13 protein-coding genes are annotated in these 16264 nt (G+C 70.1%); 6 read left to right on the top strand and 7 right to left on the bottom strand.

Features of this window, described 5'->3' with window-relative positions; genetic code table 11:
* The first annotated feature begins 49 nt into the window (after nucleotides 1-49).
* Entirely contained in the window at nucleotides 50-1513 is a 1464-nt protein-coding gene (zwf, locus tag EPO51_RS15255) for a glucose-6-phosphate dehydrogenase (RefSeq protein ID WP_293351997.1), read from the top strand.
* Here the strand turns inward: zwf and EPO51_RS15250 are convergent.
* From EPO51_RS15250 to EPO51_RS15240, 3 genes are all read right to left on the bottom strand, one after another.
* Nucleotides 1510-3399: a glycoside hydrolase family 15 protein gene (locus EPO51_RS15250; RefSeq protein WP_293351995.1), complete on the bottom strand. Its 1890-nt coding sequence runs from the start codon at nucleotides 3397-3399 to the stop codon at nucleotides 1510-1512. The two genes, zwf and EPO51_RS15250, sit on opposite strands and share 4 nt — an antisense overlap.
* A gap of 97 nt (nucleotides 3400-3496) precedes the next feature.
* Entirely contained in the window at nucleotides 3497-5650 is a 2154-nt protein-coding gene (locus EPO51_RS15245) for an amylo-alpha-1,6-glucosidase (RefSeq protein WP_293351993.1), read from the bottom strand.
* 13 nt (nucleotides 5651-5663) lie between these two features.
* Nucleotides 5664-6713 carry a glycosyltransferase family 4 protein gene (locus EPO51_RS15240; protein ID WP_293351991.1) on the bottom strand — a complete coding sequence of 350 codons (1050 nt, stop codon included), beginning with the start codon at nucleotides 6711-6713 and terminating at the stop codon, nucleotides 5664-5666.
* A gap of 149 nt (nucleotides 6714-6862) precedes the next feature.
* Here EPO51_RS15240 and pgl point away from each other — a divergent pair, with 149 nt between their 5' ends.
* The 3 genes from pgl to glk are packed head-to-tail and all read left to right on the top strand — an operon-like array spanning nucleotide 6863 to nucleotide 10313.
* A complete protein-coding gene (gene pgl / locus EPO51_RS15235) occupies nucleotides 6863-7525 on the top strand; it encodes a 6-phosphogluconolactonase (protein WP_293351989.1) in 663 nt (220 codons plus the stop codon).
* Between the two features lie 5 nt (nucleotides 7526-7530).
* Nucleotides 7531-9342 carry a phosphogluconate dehydratase gene (gene edd / locus EPO51_RS15230; protein WP_293351987.1) on the top strand — a complete coding sequence of 604 codons (1812 nt, stop codon included), beginning with the start codon at nucleotides 7531-7533 and terminating at the stop codon, nucleotides 9340-9342.
* Entirely contained in the window at nucleotides 9342-10313 is a 972-nt protein-coding gene (gene glk, locus EPO51_RS15225; protein ID WP_293351985.1) for a glucokinase, read from the top strand. The genes edd and glk overlap by 1 nt, the downstream gene beginning before the upstream one ends.
* On the opposite strand, the gene EPO51_RS15220 is transcribed toward glk, so the two are convergent.
* The 3 genes from EPO51_RS15220 to EPO51_RS15210 are packed head-to-tail and all read right to left on the bottom strand — an operon-like array spanning nucleotide 10310 to nucleotide 13088.
* Complete coding sequence (locus EPO51_RS15220) at nucleotides 10310-11146, bottom strand: hypothetical protein (RefSeq protein ID WP_293351983.1); 837 nt, start codon at nucleotides 11144-11146, stop codon at nucleotides 10310-10312. The genes glk and EPO51_RS15220 overlap by 4 nt on opposite strands.
* Nucleotides 11143-11925, bottom strand: a complete 783-nt coding sequence (locus EPO51_RS15215) for an enoyl-CoA hydratase/isomerase family protein (RefSeq protein ID WP_293351981.1) — start codon at nucleotides 11923-11925, stop codon at nucleotides 11143-11145. Before EPO51_RS15215 ends, EPO51_RS15220 begins: the two co-directional genes overlap by 4 nt.
* The gene (locus EPO51_RS15210; RefSeq protein ID WP_293351979.1) at nucleotides 11922-13088 is read right to left on the bottom strand and encodes an acyl-CoA dehydrogenase family protein; all 1167 of its coding nucleotides are present in this window, start codon (nucleotides 13086-13088) and stop codon (nucleotides 11922-11924) included. Before EPO51_RS15210 ends, EPO51_RS15215 begins: the two co-directional genes overlap by 4 nt.
* 153 nt (nucleotides 13089-13241) lie before the next feature.
* Between EPO51_RS15210 and EPO51_RS15205 the strand changes: the two genes are divergently transcribed.
* Together EPO51_RS15205 and EPO51_RS15200 are read left to right on the top strand one after the other, a co-directional pair.
* Entirely contained in the window at nucleotides 13242-13982 is a 741-nt protein-coding gene (locus tag EPO51_RS15205; RefSeq protein ID WP_293351977.1) for an IclR family transcriptional regulator, read from the top strand.
* Nucleotides 13983-13991: 9 nt separating this feature from the next.
* Nucleotides 13992-15203 carry a CaiB/BaiF CoA transferase family protein gene (locus EPO51_RS15200; protein WP_293351975.1) on the top strand — a complete coding sequence of 404 codons (1212 nt, stop codon included), beginning with the start codon at nucleotides 13992-13994 and terminating at the stop codon, nucleotides 15201-15203.
* A gap of 128 nt (nucleotides 15204-15331) precedes the next feature.
* Here the strand turns inward: EPO51_RS15200 and EPO51_RS15195 are convergent, their stop codons facing one another.
* Entirely contained in the window at nucleotides 15332-15931 is a 600-nt protein-coding gene (locus EPO51_RS15195; protein WP_293351973.1) for a hypothetical protein, read from the bottom strand.
* Nucleotides 15932-16264: the final 333 nt, after the last annotated feature.

Below are 16264 nucleotides of genomic sequence, written 5' to 3'. Positions count from 1 at the left end.
CCGCGGGCCCGGCGCGCGGTGGTCTCCGGCGCTCGACAAGGGAGGCCGCATGCCCGCAACGCCGCAGGCTGACGCGATTGTGTTGTTCGGCGCCACGGGCGACCTGGCGCGCCGGATGCTGCTGGCGTCTCTGTACTTTCTGGACGCCGACGGCTTCCTGCCGAAGGACTTCCGGATCGTCGCGACCGCGCGCGCCGACCTCACCCGCGACGCCTTCCTGGAGCAGACCCAGGCTATGCTCAGCGAGCGGTCCGAGGGAATCGACCCGGCGGTTTGGAAGCGGTTCGCCGCCCGCCTGAACTACGTGGGCGCCGACGCCACCACGGCCGAGGGGGCGGCGAAGCTGAAGCCTGCGCTGGAGGGCTGCAAGGTCCCGTTCTTCTACCTGGCGATCTCGCCAAGCCTCTATGAGAAGGTCTGCGTGTCCCTGGCCGCCGCCGGGATCGCCACCGACGAGACCCGCATCGTGCTGGAGAAGCCGATCGGCCGCGACCTCGAGACGTCGCGCCACATCAACACCTCGCTGGGCGTGGTGTTCGACGAGGCCCAGATCTTCCGGATCGACCACTACCTGGGCAAGGAGACGGTCCAGAACCTCCTGGCCCTGCGCTTCGCCAACACCCTGTTCGAGCCGCTCTGGAACAACCTGACCATCGATCACGTCCAGATCACCGTGGCCGAGACCGAAGGCGTCGGCGCCCGCTGGCCGTACTACGACGAGTACGGGGCGCTCCGGGACATGCTGCAGAACCACATGCTGCAGCTCCTTTGCCTCGTGGCCATGGAGCCGCCGGCCGACATGGAGCCCGACTCCGTGCGCAACGAGAAGGTGAAGGTGCTGCGCTCCCTTCGCCGCTTCACGCGTCAGGACGTGCAGGAGAAGTCCGTGCGCGGCCAGTACACGCCGGGCGTCGTCGGTGGGAAGGCGGTCGAGGGCTATGAGGCCGAGCGTGGCCAGAAGACCGGGACCGAGACCTTCACGGCGCTGCGCGTCGACATCGACAACTGGCGCTGGGCCGGCGTGCCGTTCTTCCTGCGCACCGGCAAGCGGATGCCCGAGAAGCGCACCCAGATCGCCATCCAGTTCAAGCCGGTGCCGCACTCGATCTTCGGCCGCGCCTCGACCCAGGACCTGGCGCCGAACCGGCTGGTCATCGACCTGCAGCCGGACGAGGACATCAAGCTCAGCCTGATGAACAAGGCGCCGGGCCTCAGCCAGGGCGGAATGCGGCTGCAGTCGCTGCCCCTGTCGCTGTCGCTGCTGCGCACGTACGAGGGCGCCGGCGGGCGGCGTCGGATCGCCTACGAGCGCCTGCTGCTGGATGTGATCCACGGCGACGCCACCCTGTTCGTCCGCCGCGACGAGGTGGAGGAGGCCTGGCGCTGGGTCGACGGCGTCGCCGACGCCTGGGCCGAGGCCGGCCAGGCCCCCAAGCCCTACGCGGCCGGAAGCTGGGGCCCCTCGGGCGCCTTCGCGCTCATCGAACGCTTCGGCCGCGACTGGTCGGACTAGCGGATGCTCTGCCAGCTCTTCGAGAGCAGGTGGGCGCAGTTGATCAGGCCGACCAGGGAATAGGTCTGAGGGTAGTTGCCCCACAGCTCCTTGCCGTCGAGGGTAATGTCCTCCGAGAGGAGGCCGGCGGCGGTGCGGCGGCCCAGCATCTCCTCGAACAGCTTGCGCGCCTCGTCGGTGCGGCCCGACAGGTGCAGCGCCTCGATCAGCCAGAAGGTGCAGAAGTTGAACGCCGTCTCCGGCAGGCCGAAGTCGTCGGGGACCGCGTAGCGCAGCATGTAGGGCCCGCGGCGGAGGCCATGCTCCACGGCGGCCATGGTGGCGGCCATCCGCGGGTCGTCGGCGGGCAGGAAGCGCACGTCCACCAGCTGCAGCAGGCTGGCGTCCAGCCCGTCGCCCTCGAAGGTGGCGGCGAAGCGCGCTTCGGTCGGGTTCCAGGCGCGGGTCTCGATGGTCTGGCGCACCTGGGCGGCGCGAGCGTTCCAGTAGGCGGCCCGTTCGGTCAGGCCCAGCTTCGCCGCCGCGTTGCCCAGCCGGTCGCAGGCCGCCCAGCACATCACCGAGGAATAGGTGTGCACCGCCTCGCGGCCGCGGAACTCCCACAGGCTGGCGTCGGGCTTGTCGTGCAGCTCGAAGGCCCGTTCGCCGATCGGCTCGAGGGCGCGGAAGTCGTCGGCGCTGGCCGGGCGCAGCAGGCGCTCGTCGAAGAAGGCCTGCACCGTGGAGAGCACGATCTGGCCGTAGACGTCATGCTGCAGGTGTTCGTGCGCCTGGTTGCCCACCCGAACCGGCCCGATGCCGCGATAGCCCGGCAGGTGCGGCGCGATCCACTCGGTCAGCACCGGCTCCAGGCCCACGCCGTAGACCGGCTGCACGTGGCCGGCCTTGCCGTTGGGCGTATGGCCGTGCGCCAGCCCCGGCAGTTCCCGCTGGGCGTCAGGGATGCCCGTGGGGTTCATGTCGCCGCGGCTGGCCTGATCCACGAGGTTGCGCAGGTAGACGAGGTAGTTCTCCAGCATGTCGGCCGCGCCCAGCCGGTTCAGCGCCTGGACCACGTAATAGGCGTCGCGGAGCCAGCAGTAGCGGTAGTCCCAGTTGCGTCCCGCCCCGGCCGCGGCGGCGTGTTCCGGCAGCGACGTGGTCAGCGCCGCCACGATGGCGCCGGTCTCCTCGTAGGCGCAGAGCTTGAGCGTGATCGCCGCGCGGATCACCGCCTCCTGCCACTCCAGTGGCACCGACAGGGTCCGGACCCAGCCGCGCCAGTAGTCGGTGGTTTCCCGCAGCATCCGGGCGGTGGTGGTGGAGACCTCGGCGTCCATCCCCTCGTCGGGACCCAGGAACATGCCGATGGACTCCTCCAGGCGGAAGGCGCGCTCCTCGACGATGTGGCTGACCGGCGCGTCGGTGGTCAGGCGCAGGGTCTCCTCCTGGCCCACGTAACGGATGTGGTTCGACCCGGTGGTCTGGTAGCAGGGCCGCTCGCCGTAGTTCATCATGGGCCGCAGCCGGATGCGGACGCGCGGGGCGCCGCGGATCGGGCGCACGATGCGCACGAAGGCCAAGGGGCGGTACTGCCGGCCCAGGTGGCGATAGCGGGGCGAGAAATCGATGATCTCGACCGCCGCCCCGTCGGCGTTGCGGATCTCGGTGCGCAGGATCGGCGTGTTGCGCAGATAGGCCTGGGTGGTCTCGACGGCGCCCTCGACCTCGACCGACCAGAGCCCCTGGGCGTCGGCTTCGCCGGGGTCGGCGCCGCCCAGCAGCGCGCAAAAGAACGGGTCGCCATCGACCCGCGGCGTGCAGGCCCAGACGTAGCGTCCTGCCCGGTCGATCAGCGCGCTCGCCGCGCAGTTGCCGATGGGGAACAGGTCCAGGGTTTGACTCAAGACCCTTTTCTCCGAGGGATGACGATCCGCAAGCAGCGCCCCTTTGTCTGCTCCTCGACACAAACGCGGCCGGAGCCGGTTTAGCTCCGCCGGGGGCTCAACCGTACCGCACGCGCAGGCGCGGGCCACGGCTGTTGGAATGGACCGCCACGCGCGAACCCTGGCGTTCGAAGGTCAGGTCGATGGCGCCGTCGCCGATCTGCAGGCCTTCCAGGCTCAGGCGATCGATGCCGATGGGCAGGACCGGGTTGCGGATCTCGACCTCGGCGCCCTCGCCGTTGATGGACAGGCCCAGGCAGGCCTGCAGCAGCATGAACACCGCCCCCGCCGCCCAGGCCTGGGGCAGGCAGGCGACGGGATAGGCCACGGGCGGCTCGCCCGCCGCGCGGGGGAAGCCGCAGAACAGCTCCGGCAGACGCATCTCGAACTGGGTGGCGGCCTCGAACAGGGCCGCGGTCAGCTTCACCACCCCGTCGCGCTCGCCGTAGTAGGAAAGGCCCAGGGCGGCCAGGGCGGTGTCGTGCGGCCACACCGAGCCGTTGTGGTACGACATGGGATTGAACCGCGGCTGGTCGGTGGCCAGCGTCCTCAGGCCCCAGCCCGAGAAAAAGCCGCCCGAGAACAGGTGGAGCGCCACCTTCTCCGCCCGATCCGCCCGCGGCAGGCCGGTGAACAGCAGGTGTCCGGGGTTCGAGCCCGACACCCGGCAGAGCTCGTTGTGGCCATCCAGGGCGATGCCATAGAAGCCGTGCTCCGCCATCCAGAAGCGATCCTCGACCACGGTCCGCAGCGCCGCCGCGCGGCGGCTCCAGCGCTCGGCGGCCTCGGAGTCACCACGGCGCGCGGTCATCGAGGCCATGGTGCGGTAGGCGGCGTAGGCGTAGCCCTGCACCTCCACCAGGGCCACCGGCCCCTGCGGGAAACGCCCGTCGGCATGGAAGATGGAGTCGCCGGAATCCTTCCAGCCCTGGTTGGTGAGCCCGCCATCCATGGCGCGGGCGTAGGAGATCAAGCCCAGGGGATGCTGGTCGGCCTTGGCGGTGATCCAGCTGGCGGCGCGCTCCAGGGCCGGCCACCATGCGTCGAGCTGGGCGTAGTCGCCGGTGCGCTCGGCATAGGCGCCGGCCAGGGCCACGAACAGCGGCGTGGTGTCGACGCCGCCGTAGTAGCGGCCGAACGGCACCTCGCCCAAGGCCGACATCTCGCCGCGCCGGGTCTCGTGCATGATCTTGCCGGGCTCGGAGTCGCGGAACGCCGAGGTCTCGTGCGCCTGCCATTCGGCGAGGTAGGACAGCACGCCCTTGGCCAAGGCCGGCTCGAACCAGAGGATCTGCCAGGCGGTGATGATCCCGTCGCGGCCAAAGCAGGTCGAGAACCAGGGGATCCCGGCGTAGGGGTAGGGCCCGGTCTTCATCGGCGTGGTCAGCAGGGCCAGGTCGGCGCGCGACTTGTCGATCCAGGCGTTGAACAGCCGGCCGTTGGTGGTGATCCGCGCACCCTGGCGGCGGCGCTCGCGCATGGCGTACCGAGCCCGCGCCGCGGCGGCGCGATAACGGTCGCGCGACGGCGCCTGCGCCTCGGCCGCCCCGACCTCGACGTAGAGCTCCTTGCACTGGTCGGTGGCCAGCGAGATGCGGAACTCCGCCTGGCGCTCGGTCAGCGAGGCGGGGGGCTCGGAGAACGCCAGCACGCTGCCGCGAGCGACCCCGTCCAGGCCCTCGTATCCGAAACGGACCGACTGGTCGCCGATCTCGGGCGGGAACACATGGCCGCGTTTGCGGCGCCGCGCGCCGCGGACCTCGAACATGTCGTGGAAGTCCGCCGCGAAGCGGAAGACCACCGGCAGGATGAAGACCTCGGCGTTGTAGTTGGTGAGGCGGATCCGCTCGTACAGCCGTTCGCCCCAGAGGAAGCGCTTGCGCTCGATATGGACGACGCCGGGCGGGCCGGCGGGGCCGGCGGGGGCCGGGATCGCCCGGTTCAGGCCATGGGAGGTGAAGTAGACGTTGTCCTGGCTGATCGCGCCCGACAGCAGCGTCGGCGACCTCTCGCCCAGCGTCAGCTCCCAGCGCGACAGGATTCGGGTGTCGTGATGGAACAGGCCGTCGGCCGCGCCCACGATGTCGCCGTGGCTGTCGGCCACGATGAAGGTGTCGCGGTCCTTCAGCGCATAGAGCCGCTGAGGAACCCGGGGCTCCTCGATGTCCCCCCATTCGACGGGGGTGGTATGGGACGGTGCGAGGTCGTTCATCGGCTGTCGGAGATCAGGCGGCCTCCGTGAAGGCTCGGGCCCGCGAGAGGCGCGCGTAGATCTCCAGGTAGCGCCGCGCCATGGCGGTCGCCGAGAACCGCTCCTCGAAGCGGGCGCGGACGGCGTTGCGGTCAAGTTCGGGCAGCCGGGCTACCGCATCGCGGGCCTCGGCCTCGGAACGGACGATGAATCCGGTCAGGCCGTGCTCGACGACCTCGGGCACCGAGCCGTTCTCCCAGGCGATCACCGGCGTGCCGCAGGCCATGGCCTCGATCATGACCAGGCCAAAGGGTTCCGGCCAGTCGATGGGAAACAGCAGCGCGTCCGCGCCGCCCAGGAACGCGGATTTCGCGCGATCGCCGATCTCGCCGATGAAGTCGACCAGCGGGTTGGCCAGCAGCGGCTCGATCGTGGTCTCGAAATAGGCCCGGTCGGCGTTGTCGACCTTGGCGGCCATGCGAAGGGGCCGGCCGGCGGCGGTCGCGATGGCGATGGCCCGGTCCGGGCGCTTCTCGGGTGAGATCCGACCCAGGAAGGCCAGGTAGCCCTCGCTGCGCGGGCTGAACCGATAGAGGTCCGTGGACATGCCGTGATGCACCGTGGCCGCCCAGTTCGCGAACGGCAGGGGGCGGCGCTGGTCGTCGCTGATCGAGACCAGCGGGAATTGCGGCCAGCGGCGGTACACCTGGACCAGGTCCTTCAGGTCCAGCCGGCCGTGCAGGGTGGTGATGGTCTTGGCGGCGATATCCTCGAACATCGGGAATTGCATCATGTCGGTGTGGAAGTGGATGAGGTCGAACTCGGCCGCGCGCTGGCGCACCTGGGCGAGCTGGTTGAGGTGGGCCGCCAGGTCGGACTTCAGCGGCGCGGGGTCCAGCCGGATGGCCTGATCGCGCACGGGCGCCAGGCGACCCAGGGTCTGGGCGTCCTCGCTCGAGAACAGGGTGACGTCGTGGCCGAGCGTCACGAGAGCGTCTGTCAGATGGGCCACAACCCGCTCGGTCCCGCCGTAGAGGCGGGGCGGCACGGCCTCGTACAGCGGGGCGACCTGGGCGATACGCATGACGGTCTCCTCGGCGCCTACACAACCCTGAAGCGGCGCCTGACATCCGGAGGTAGGACGCAATGCGGGCCGATGAGGTTCCATGTCGATCGTGAAATGCTGGCGCCGACGGGCGCCGCGCAGGCCGCAAGCGCGTTATGGAGACAGGCATGATCGAGACCTTTCCCAACGGCGCCGCCCTGGCGGACGCCGCCGCCCAGGCCGTCTCGGCCCAGTTGGTCGCCGCGTTGCGCACGCACGGGCGGGCGGGGCTTGTCGCCACCGGCGGCCGTTCGCCCGGGCCGATCTACGACCGGTTGTCGGTGACGACGGCGCTGGACTGGACGCGGGTGGTGGTCACCCTTTCCGACGAGCGCTGCGTGACGCCCGACGATCCCGACTCGAACGCCGGCTTGGTGCGCGCGCGGCTGCTGAAGGGCGTGGCGGCGAGAGCCCATATCCTGCCCCTGTGGCCCCCGCCGGAGCCGGCCGCCCTGGCGGCGCTGCTGCCGTTCGACGCGGTGATGCTGGGCATGGGCGAGGACGGCCACGTCGCCTCGCTGATCCCCGGCGACCCGGGGCTGGAGGCGGCGCTGACCACCGCCGACCTGACCCGGCTCGTGCCGGAAGGGCTGGGCAAGCCGCCGGTCGCCCGCATAACGCTCACCCTGCGCGCGCTCCTGAATGCGCGAGCCATCTTCCTCTTGATCGCAGGTGAGGCTAAGCGCGGGGTGATCGAGCGCGCGCTGGCGGGCGAGGACCTGCCGGTGGGCCGGCTGATCTCGCAATCGACGGCGCCCATCCGCATCTTCTGGACCCCGGACGGAGGTTGAAACCCATGCATCCTGTCACCGCCGAGGTCACCCAGCGAATCGTCGAGCGCAGTCGCGAGACCCGAGCCGACTATCTGCAGCGGATGGAGGCGGCCCGGCAGGCCGGCCCCGGCCGCGGCAAGCTCTCGTGCGCCAACTGGGCCCACGCCTTCGCCGCCTCCCCCGACGGCGACAAGCAGCGGATGCGCGACCCGACCGCGCCCAACGTGGCCATCGTCTCGGCCTACAACGACATGCTTTCGGCGCATCAGCCGTACGAGCGGTTCCCCGACATCCTGCGCCAGGCCGCCCACGAGGTCGGCGCCACGGCCCAGTACGCCGGCGGCGTGCCGGCCATGTGCGACGGCGTCACCCAGGGGCGGCCGGGCATGGAGCTGTCGCTGTTCTCGCGCGACGTGATCGCCATGGCGACGGCGGTCGCCCTGACGCACGACGCCTTCGACGCGGCCCTCATGCTGGGCATCTGCGACAAGATCGTGCCGGGGCTGTTCATCGGCGCGGCCGCCTTCGGCCACCTCCCGACCATCTTCGTGCCCAGCGGCCCGATGACCTCGGGAATCTCCAACTCGGAGAAGGCGCGCACCCGGGCCCTCTACGCCGAGGGCAAGGCCACCCGCGACGAGCTGCTCGACTCGGAGATGAAGAGCTACCATGGCCCCGGCACCTGCACCTTCTACGGCACCGCCAACTCCAACCAGATGATGATGGAGATGACCGGCCTGCACCTGCCCGGCGCGGCCTTCGTCAGCCCGAACACGCCGCTGCGCGACGCTCTCACCTCGGCGGCGCCCAAGCGGGCGGTGGAGATCCGCGACGGGGGCAACGACTACACTCCGTTCTCGGCGGTGGTGGACGAGAAGAGCCTTGTGAACGCCATCGCCGGCCTGCTCGCCACGGGCGGTTCGACCAACCACACCCTGCACATCCTGGCCATGGCGCGGGCCGCGGGCGTGCTGGTGACCTGGGAGGACTTCCACGACCTCAGCCGGGTGACGCCGCTGATCGCGCGGGTCTATCCGAACGGCTCAGAGGACGTGAACGCCTTCCATGCGGCCGGCGGGATGAGCTTCGTGACCCGCACGCTGCTGGACCACGGCCTGGTCCACGACGACGTGCGAACCGTGGCCGGCGCCGGCCTGCGCCGCTATACGCACGAGCCCTTCCTGCGCGATGGCAAGCTGATCTGGCGCGAAGGGCCGGCGGCCAGCCTGAACCGCGACATCCTGCGCCCGGCCGACGACCCCTTCGAGGCCGAAGGCGGCCTGCGGGTCCTGACCGGCGGCCTCGGCCGGGGGGTCATCAAGACCTCGGCGGTGAAGCCGCAGCACCGGATCGTCGAGGCGCCGGCGCTGGTGTTCGACGACCAGGACGACCTGCTGGCCGCCCACAAGCGCGGCGAACTGAACAAGGACTTCATCGCCGTCGTCCGCTTCCAGGGACCTCAGGCCAACGGCATGCCCGAACTTCACTCCCTGACCCCGCCGCTGGGCGTCCAGCTCGACAAGGGCTTCCAGGTCGCCCTGGTCACCGACGGGCGGATGTCGGGCGCCAGCGGCAAGGTGCCGGCGGCGATCCATGTGACGCCCGAGGCCGCCGTGGGCGGGCCCCTGGCCTACGTCCGCGACGGCGACATCATCCGCCTGGACGCCGAGGCCGGGACGCTGGAGATCAAGGTGGCCCCTGCCGAGCTGATGCGGCGGGAGCGGGCTGTCCGTCCACCCCCTGGCCATGGGTATGGGCGCGAACTGTTCGGCTGGATGCGCCGCGCGGCGGGTCCGGCGGACGCCGGGGCCTGCGCCCTCTTCGAGGCCGCCTGATGAAGGTGCATTGGGTCGGGCTGGTTGGCGACGTCGGCGGCACCAACGCCCGTTTCGCCTTGGTGGACGCTCAGGGCCACATCCGCAATCCGCGCAGCTTCCCCTGCAAGGACTATGCGAGCCTGGCGGATATCGTCGCCGAATACATCGACACCACCGCCGGCAAGAAGCGGCCGCCTAAGGCGGTGATCGCGGTGGCTGGGCCGGTCGTGGACGGCGAGATCGAGTTCACCAACCTCGATTGGCGGGTGTCCGAGGGCGACCTGCTGGCGCACTTCGAGTTCGAGGCCGTCGAGCTGATCAACGACTTCGCCGCCCAGGCCCTCGCCTGTCCGCTGCTGGAGGGCGCAGACCTGCGGCCGTTGGGCAAGGCGCTGCCGAAGGGGCCGCACGATTGCCCGATCGTGGCCCTGGGCGCGGGCACCGGCTTCGGCGTGGCCGCCCTGGCGCGGAGCGACCGCGGCGACATCGCCCTGGCGACCGAAGGCGGGCACGCCGGATTTGCGCCTTCCGACGAGGTCGAGCTCGAGGTGCTCCGGCGGATGATGGGCAAGTACGACCGCGTCTCCATCGAGCGGCTGCTCTCCGGCCAGGGCCTCTACGACCTCTACGGCGTGCTCTGCGAGATGAAGGGCCAGGCCCCGGCGCTGGCGGACGAAGTGGCGGTGACCACCGAGGGCCTGGTGGGCGATCCCATGGCGGCCGAGGCCCTGGACCGGTTCGGCGGCATCCTGGGCGCCGTGGCCGGGGACCTGGCGCTGACCTTCGGGGCCAGGGGCGGGGTCTATGTCTCGGGGGGCATCGCCCCGCGGATCGCCGAGCGGCTGACCTCGGGCAGCTTCCGCGCCCGTTTCGAGGACAAGGGCCGGCTGGCCGACTACGTGGCGACCATCCCGACCTACCTCGTCGTGCATCCCTATCCGGCGATCGTCGGCGCCGCGCGCCAGCTGGAACAGATGGAGCGGCTCTAGCCGCAGGCCGGCGCGGCGCTCAGCCGGCGGATGGTCACCGTCTCCTCCTGCGAGCCGCCGGGCGCGCGGGTGACGCGACGTTCCTCCAGGGAGAGGATGCGGCCGTCTTGGACCGACAGTTCGGCCTTGCTGACCAGGGCGCGGGCGACGCCCGACAGGCTGCGGCTCGTCTGACGCTCGATCGCGACCAGGCAGTCGGGCTTCACGATGCTGACGTCCAGCGTGGCCTTCGTCGCGTCCGGGTCCGCCAGGTTGGTCACGCCGAGCGGCAGGCCGCCGCGCGGCTCCATCGCCGCCATCATCGCCACGTCGCCCAGCACCATCTCCCGGGCGGCGTCCAGGGGCGCGGCGCCCATCCGCTCGTGGACGATGGCGCGGATCGGGTCGCCGGCGGGCAGGGCGGCGTCGACCCGGGCCAGCAGGCGGGCCTTGTAGTCGGGCCAGTTCTCGACCGCGGCGAGGCGCCCGTCGCGGCCCAGCCGGAAATCCAGGCTGCCGCCCACCGCGGCGTCCATCGCCGCGCTCATCGAGGCGCCGCCGCTGTCCTGGAGCCGGCCCTCGCGCAGGGTGTAACGAAGCCGGGTCCCGTCGGGCCCGGCGCCCAGCACCTCGATGTCGAAGACCAAGGTGTTGGACTGGGTCTGCCCGCCCTGGTCGTCCTTCTGCACGAACCGGGTCTCGCTGCGATAACGGTAGGTGTCGCCCACCGCGTCGGGCCGCGTGCGGACCTGGACCGTCGCGCGGCCTTGGGTGTCCACCAACCCCTGCGCCGCCGCGGGGGCCGCCGCCACCGCCGCGACCGCCAGGGCCATCAGCGTGGCGCGCACCGTCACCGGCCCGTGAAGTTTCCGGGCCGGCGCTCGGCCACCGACCGCACGCCCTCGGCGAAGTCGTCGGTCTCCCGGAGGATCGCCTGCTCCGCGTGCTCGATGGCGGTCTGCGCCCGGACCTCCGCGGCGAGGTTCGCTCGCAGCGTCTTGCGCGTGGCCGCCACCGCCAGTGGGGCGTTCTCGGCGATTTCCTGCGCGAGCTTGAGCGCCGCGCCGCGGAGCTCTTCCATCGGGACCACCTCGTCCACCAAGCCCCAGCCCAGGGCCTCCTCAGCCTTGATCCGGCGGCCGGTGAGGAACATCAGCGCCGCCCGCTGCCGGCCGACCAGGCGTGGCAGGGTGTGGGTGAGGCCGAAGCCCGGATGGAAGGACAGCTTCACGAAGTTGGCGGCGAACCGCGCCTCGGGCGCCGCGACCCGGAAGTCGGCCACCAGCGCCAGCCCCAGGCCGGCGCCCACGGCCGAGCCCTGCACCGCCGCCACGATGGGCGTCGCCACCGAGAACAGCCGCACGGCCTGGTCATACAGGGCGTTCACCCCGGCCATACCGGAGGCCACCTTGTCCGTGGGCGAGGAGAAGTCGGCGCCGCCGCAGAAGGTGCGGCCCTCGCTCTGCAGCACGATGGCGCGCACGTCGTTCGACGCGTCCGCCGCCTCCATGGCGTCGGCCAGGTCGGCCATGAACTCCACCGAGACGAAGTTGTGCGGCGGCCGGTCCAGGGTGACCACCGCCACATGCCCGTCCAGCGCGACCTTCACGTGGTCGCCGTAAGCTTGCTTCATCGTCTCGTCCCCAACAGGTTCCTGGCCACCACCCACTTATGGACTTCCGTGGGGCCGTCATAGATTCGCATGGTGCGCAGCTTCGCCTGCATGAGCTGCAGCGGTAGTTCCTTGGTCATACCCATGGCGCCGAAGGCCTGCATGGCCCGATCGACCGTTTCATAGGCCATCTCGGTCGCGAACCACTTGATCATGCTGATCTCGGAACGGACGTCGCGGCCCTGGTCCAGCTTCCAGGCGCAGTCGTAGGTCATCAGCCGGGTCGCATGGATCTTGGTCGCGGCTTCCGCCACCCAGAACTGGATCGCCTGGCGCTCGGAGAGCGGGACGCCGAAGGTGGTCCGCTGCGGCGCGTACTCGATGACCATGTCCAGCGCCCGCTGGGCCATGCCGATCGACCAGGCGGCCATCTGGATCCGCCGCGTGCCCAGGCGCACCTGCATCGGCGCGAAGCCCGCGCCCTCCTTGCCCAGCAGCTTCCAACCCTCGACCCGGCAGTCCTCGAGCGCGATCTCGTAGGTGTACTGGCCGCCCACCATCGGGATGCGGCGCAGGACGTTGAAGCCGGGCGTGCCCTTGTCGACCAGGAAGGCGGTCATACCGCCCCGCGCGCCCTTCTCCTTGTCGGTCACCGCCATCAGGATGGTGAAGTCGGCGTCCTGGGCCCGCGTGATCCAGATTTTCCGGCCGTTTATGACCCAGTCGTCGCCGTCGCGGACGGCGTGGGTGGTCATGGCGGCGGGGTCGGAGCCGGCGCCGGGCTCTGAGATGCCGATCGCCGAGACGGTCTTACCGGCGACATAGGGGGCCAGGTAGGCCTCGCGCTGGCGTTCGTTCACCGTGGCCATCAGCATGCGCAGGTTCGGGCTGTCCGGCGGCAGGGTGTAGGGCGTCACGCAGCGCCCGATCTCCTCCTCCACGCCGACCATGGCCATCATCGGCAGGTCGGAGCCGCCCACGTCCTCGGGCGCGTCCAGGCCGAACAGGCCCAGCTCGTGGGATTTCCGGTCCAGGCGTTCGTGGTCCGCGTCCGGCAGGTACAGGCCCTTGCCCTCGGCTTCGCGGACCATGACGTCCGCCTCCAGCGGCATCAGCTCGTCGCGCACGAACCTGGCCACCAGGTCCTTGAGCATCCGGTGCTCTTCGGCGAGCTCGAAGTGCATGGCGTTTCCTTTGGGCTCTTGTTGTCGGCCATTGAACAGGGCCGGAGGAACCGATACTAGCTCCACATCGAAACGCCCATATGTGGATTGAATTTCTATATATGTGGAATGTAAGATCCCATACGTGGAGCGGGGGTCGATTTCGGAGGATATGTGGCCGAAGGGGCGGTGAAATCGGCGCAGCGGGCGCTGGAGATCCTCGAGGTCTTCGCGCGCCAGCGCCGGCCTTTGGCCCTGAAGGAGATCCTGGACGAACTGGGCTATCCCACCTCCAGCGGCTCGGCCCTGATGAAGTCGCTCGTGGCCCTCGGCTATCTCGACTACGACCGCGAACGGCGAACCTATTTCCCCACCATGCGCATCGCGGTCCTGGGCAGCTGGGTGCCGGGGGCGCTGTTCGGCGAAGGCCAGCTCCTCCCCGCCCTGGAGGACCTGCACCGCAAGGTCGGCGAGACGGTGGTGCTGGCGGTCCAGAGCGACCTGCACGCCCAGTATGTCCACGTCATACATTCCGCCGAACCGCTGCAGTTCCGCGCCCCGCCCGGCACCCTGCGCCCGCTCGCGCGGTCCGGAATGGGGTTGGTATTGCTTTCGGCCAAGAGCGACGCCGAGATCGAGCGGCTGCGCCGGCGGATCAACGCCTCGGGCGACGGCGCCATGCAGTCGCGGGAGGACCTGATGACCCGGGTGAACGAGGTCCGGGCGCGCGGCTACGCCTTCTCCAAGAACAGCATCTCGCCCGGCCTGGGCATCATCGGCGCGGCCCTGCCCAAGGGCCCGTTCGGCCGGGTGGCCGCGGTGGGCGTGGCGGGCCGCGTGGCGCGCCTGGACGACAAGAAGGACGCGATCGTGGCCGATCTCCAGGCCATGATCGAACGGCTCGAACATTCTTGAGAGGAACGCATGACCGCCAAGACCATGGCCACCAAGCCGACCGGCCCGCTGAGCGGCATCCGCATCCTGGACCTGACCAGCGTGGTCAACGGGGCCTACGGCACCCAGATCCTGGCCGACCAGGGCGCCGACGTGATCAAGCTGGAAGACCCCGGCTCCGGCCGCGGCGAAGGCGGCGACATCATGAGATGGGCTGGCCATCTCCCGGAGGGCTGCCCAAGGGGCATGGGCCCGATCTTCCTGACCATCAACCGCAACAAGCGCTCCATCCTGCTGGACATGAAGTCCGAGCCCGGCAAGCGGGCGCTGCGCAAGCTGATCCGGTCCTGCGACGTGCTGGCCTCCTCGGTCCGTTACGAGGGGATGAAGCGGCTGGGCCTGAGCTACGAGGACGTGGCGGCGATCAAGCCGGACATCGTCTTCGTCCACGCCGCCGGCTACGGCTCGGACGGACCCTATGCCGGCGAGCCCGCCTACGACGACCTGATCCAGTCGGCCTCGGGCTTCGCCAACCTGCTGCCGCGGATCGACGGCGACCCGGCGCCGCGGATCCTGCCGACCCTGGTCGCCGACAAGGTCTCGGGCCTGTTCCTGTCGCAGGCCGTGACCGCCGCCCTGCTGCACAAGGCGCGCACCGGCGAGGGCCAGTTCGTCGAGGTGCCGATGTTCGAGTGCATGACCAGCTTCCTCCTGGTCGAGCACCTGTACGACCAGACCTTCCAGCCCCCCACCGGCCAGTGGGGCTACCAGCGGGTGATCAACCCCAACCGCAAGCCGTACAAGACCAAGGACGGCTACATCGGCCTGCTGCCCTATACCGACAAGCAGTGGGACCAGTTCTTCCAGGCGGCCGGCTACGGCGACCTGATCCAGTCCGACCCGCGCTTCGCCGACTATGGAACCCGCGCCAAGCACATCCAGGAACTCTACGGGATGATCGAACAGGCGGCGGCCACCAAGACCACCCAGGAATGGCTGGATATCCTCAAGCCCCTGTCGATCCCGGTGGTGAAGACCAACACCCTGGAGGAACTGCCGGACGATCCGCACCTGAAGGCCGTGGGCTTCTTCGAGGACTATGTGCATCCGGACCTGGGCGGCTATCGCCTGATGAAGCCGCCGGTGAAGTTCGCCAAGAGCCCGTCCAACATCCGCCGCCACCCGCCCAAGCTGGGCGAGCACACGGACGAGGTGATGGCGGAGCTGGGCGACGAGGCTTAGCGCGCCGCAGGCGCTGTATTTTGACCACGAACCACACGAACCACACGAACGCGCCGCGCCCGGCCTGCACCGTTCGCGTGGTTCGTGTGGTTCGTGGTCGATAGGGCGCTGACGCGCCCGGGCGGCGGTCAGGCGGAGCTCAAGGGTGGCGGCGCCGGCGTCGTAGCGGTTGGGGGAGGCGCATCGGTCCTGGGGTCAGCGTCTTCGTCCTCGTCCGGGTCCGGCAGGTCGCGCCAGTTGAGGGCGGCTTCCTCGGACAGGCCCATTTCCTGGCAGAGGCGGGCGATGTGGTCGTCCAGGGGCTCGGCGCAGAAGTCGTCGCGCTGGAAGCCCTCGGCCATACCGTCCGCCAGCATCTCCTCCAGCCAGGCGGCGGTGTCGTCGTCCTCGGCCTCGTGCCAGATGACCCGGGTCACCGCGTCGCGCACGGCGTTGATCCGGCGCGCCAGGTTCGCGCCGCTGGGCTTGCGGGGCGGCGTGGCCGCCGCGATCCGCTCGGCCTCGCGCAGGTCCTGCGCCTGCTGGCGGGTCAGCTTCGCCTCCAGCGCCACGGTCTGGCGCACCGAGCGCGAGACCGTGTGGAAGGCCTTCACCGCCTCAATCCGCTCGGCCGGGGTCTCAGCGGCCTCCGCGTCCTCGAACGTCCGCTCAGCCAGCGCCAGGCCCAGCTCGGTCAGCCGAGCCAGGACGCGCGCATGCCGTTCGGCCATGTCGGGCGGGATGGACATGAACAAAAAGAGAACATGAAGTGTGCGATAAGGCAAGATTTGATGGGCGGAGGTGCGTCCGGTTTTGACGTGGACCAGGGCGGGCCGCCAACGGGCCGATCAGCGGACGCCTGCCACTTCTGCAAAGGGTGGCTAGCGGACACTAATCGCATCCAGGCCGGTCGTCTGAAACTGGCGCCACAGTCCTGATTGCGAATGTCGCGATCGCCACTTGAAAGCGATCCTTCGACAGCCACAATGGCTCCGCTTGAGGTGGGGGTTGTAGTGCGGATTGCAGTAGGGGTTCTGGCGTCTCTGATCGCCGCAAGTTCGGCTTGCGCTCAGCCGCAAGCA

It is taken from the genome of Phenylobacterium sp., assembly GCF_004297125.1.
GTDB lineage: Bacteria > Pseudomonadota > Alphaproteobacteria > Caulobacterales > Caulobacteraceae > Phenylobacterium.
This window is presented reverse-complemented; position numbering and strand designations above follow the sequence as displayed.

What these genes read in the sequence shown, in the direction of transcription:
- EPO51_RS15210 (WP_293351979.1), bottom strand. Translation starts at nt 13,088, where the DNA reads ATGCACTTCGAGCTCGCCGAAGAGCACCGGATGCTCAAGGACCTGGTG.
- EPO51_RS15200 (WP_293351975.1), top strand. Translation starts at nt 13,992, where the DNA reads ATGACCGCCAAGACCATGGCCACCAAGCCGACCGGCCCGCTGAGCGGC.
- EPO51_RS15240 (WP_293351991.1), bottom strand. Translation starts at nt 6,713, where the DNA reads ATGCGTATCGCCCAGGTCGCCCCGCTGTACGAGGCCGTGCCGCCCCGC.
- zwf (WP_293351997.1), top strand. Translation starts at nt 50, where the DNA reads ATGCCCGCAACGCCGCAGGCTGACGCGATTGTGTTGTTCGGCGCCACG.
- glk (WP_293351985.1), top strand. Translation starts at nt 9,342, where the DNA reads ATGAAGGTGCATTGGGTCGGGCTGGTTGGCGACGTCGGCGGCACCAAC.
- EPO51_RS15195 (WP_293351973.1), bottom strand. Translation starts at nt 15,931, where the DNA reads ATGTCCATCCCGCCCGACATGGCCGAACGGCATGCGCGCGTCCTGGCT.
- pgl (WP_293351989.1), top strand. Translation starts at nt 6,863, where the DNA reads ATGATCGAGACCTTTCCCAACGGCGCCGCCCTGGCGGACGCCGCCGCC.
- edd (WP_293351987.1), top strand. Translation starts at nt 7,531, where the DNA reads ATGCATCCTGTCACCGCCGAGGTCACCCAGCGAATCGTCGAGCGCAGT.
- EPO51_RS15215 (WP_293351981.1), bottom strand. Translation starts at nt 11,925, where the DNA reads ATGAAGCAAGCTTACGGCGACCACGTGAAGGTCGCGCTGGACGGGCAT.
- EPO51_RS15245 (WP_293351993.1), bottom strand. Translation starts at nt 5,650, where the DNA reads ATGAACGACCTCGCACCGTCCCATACCACCCCCGTCGAATGGGGGGAC.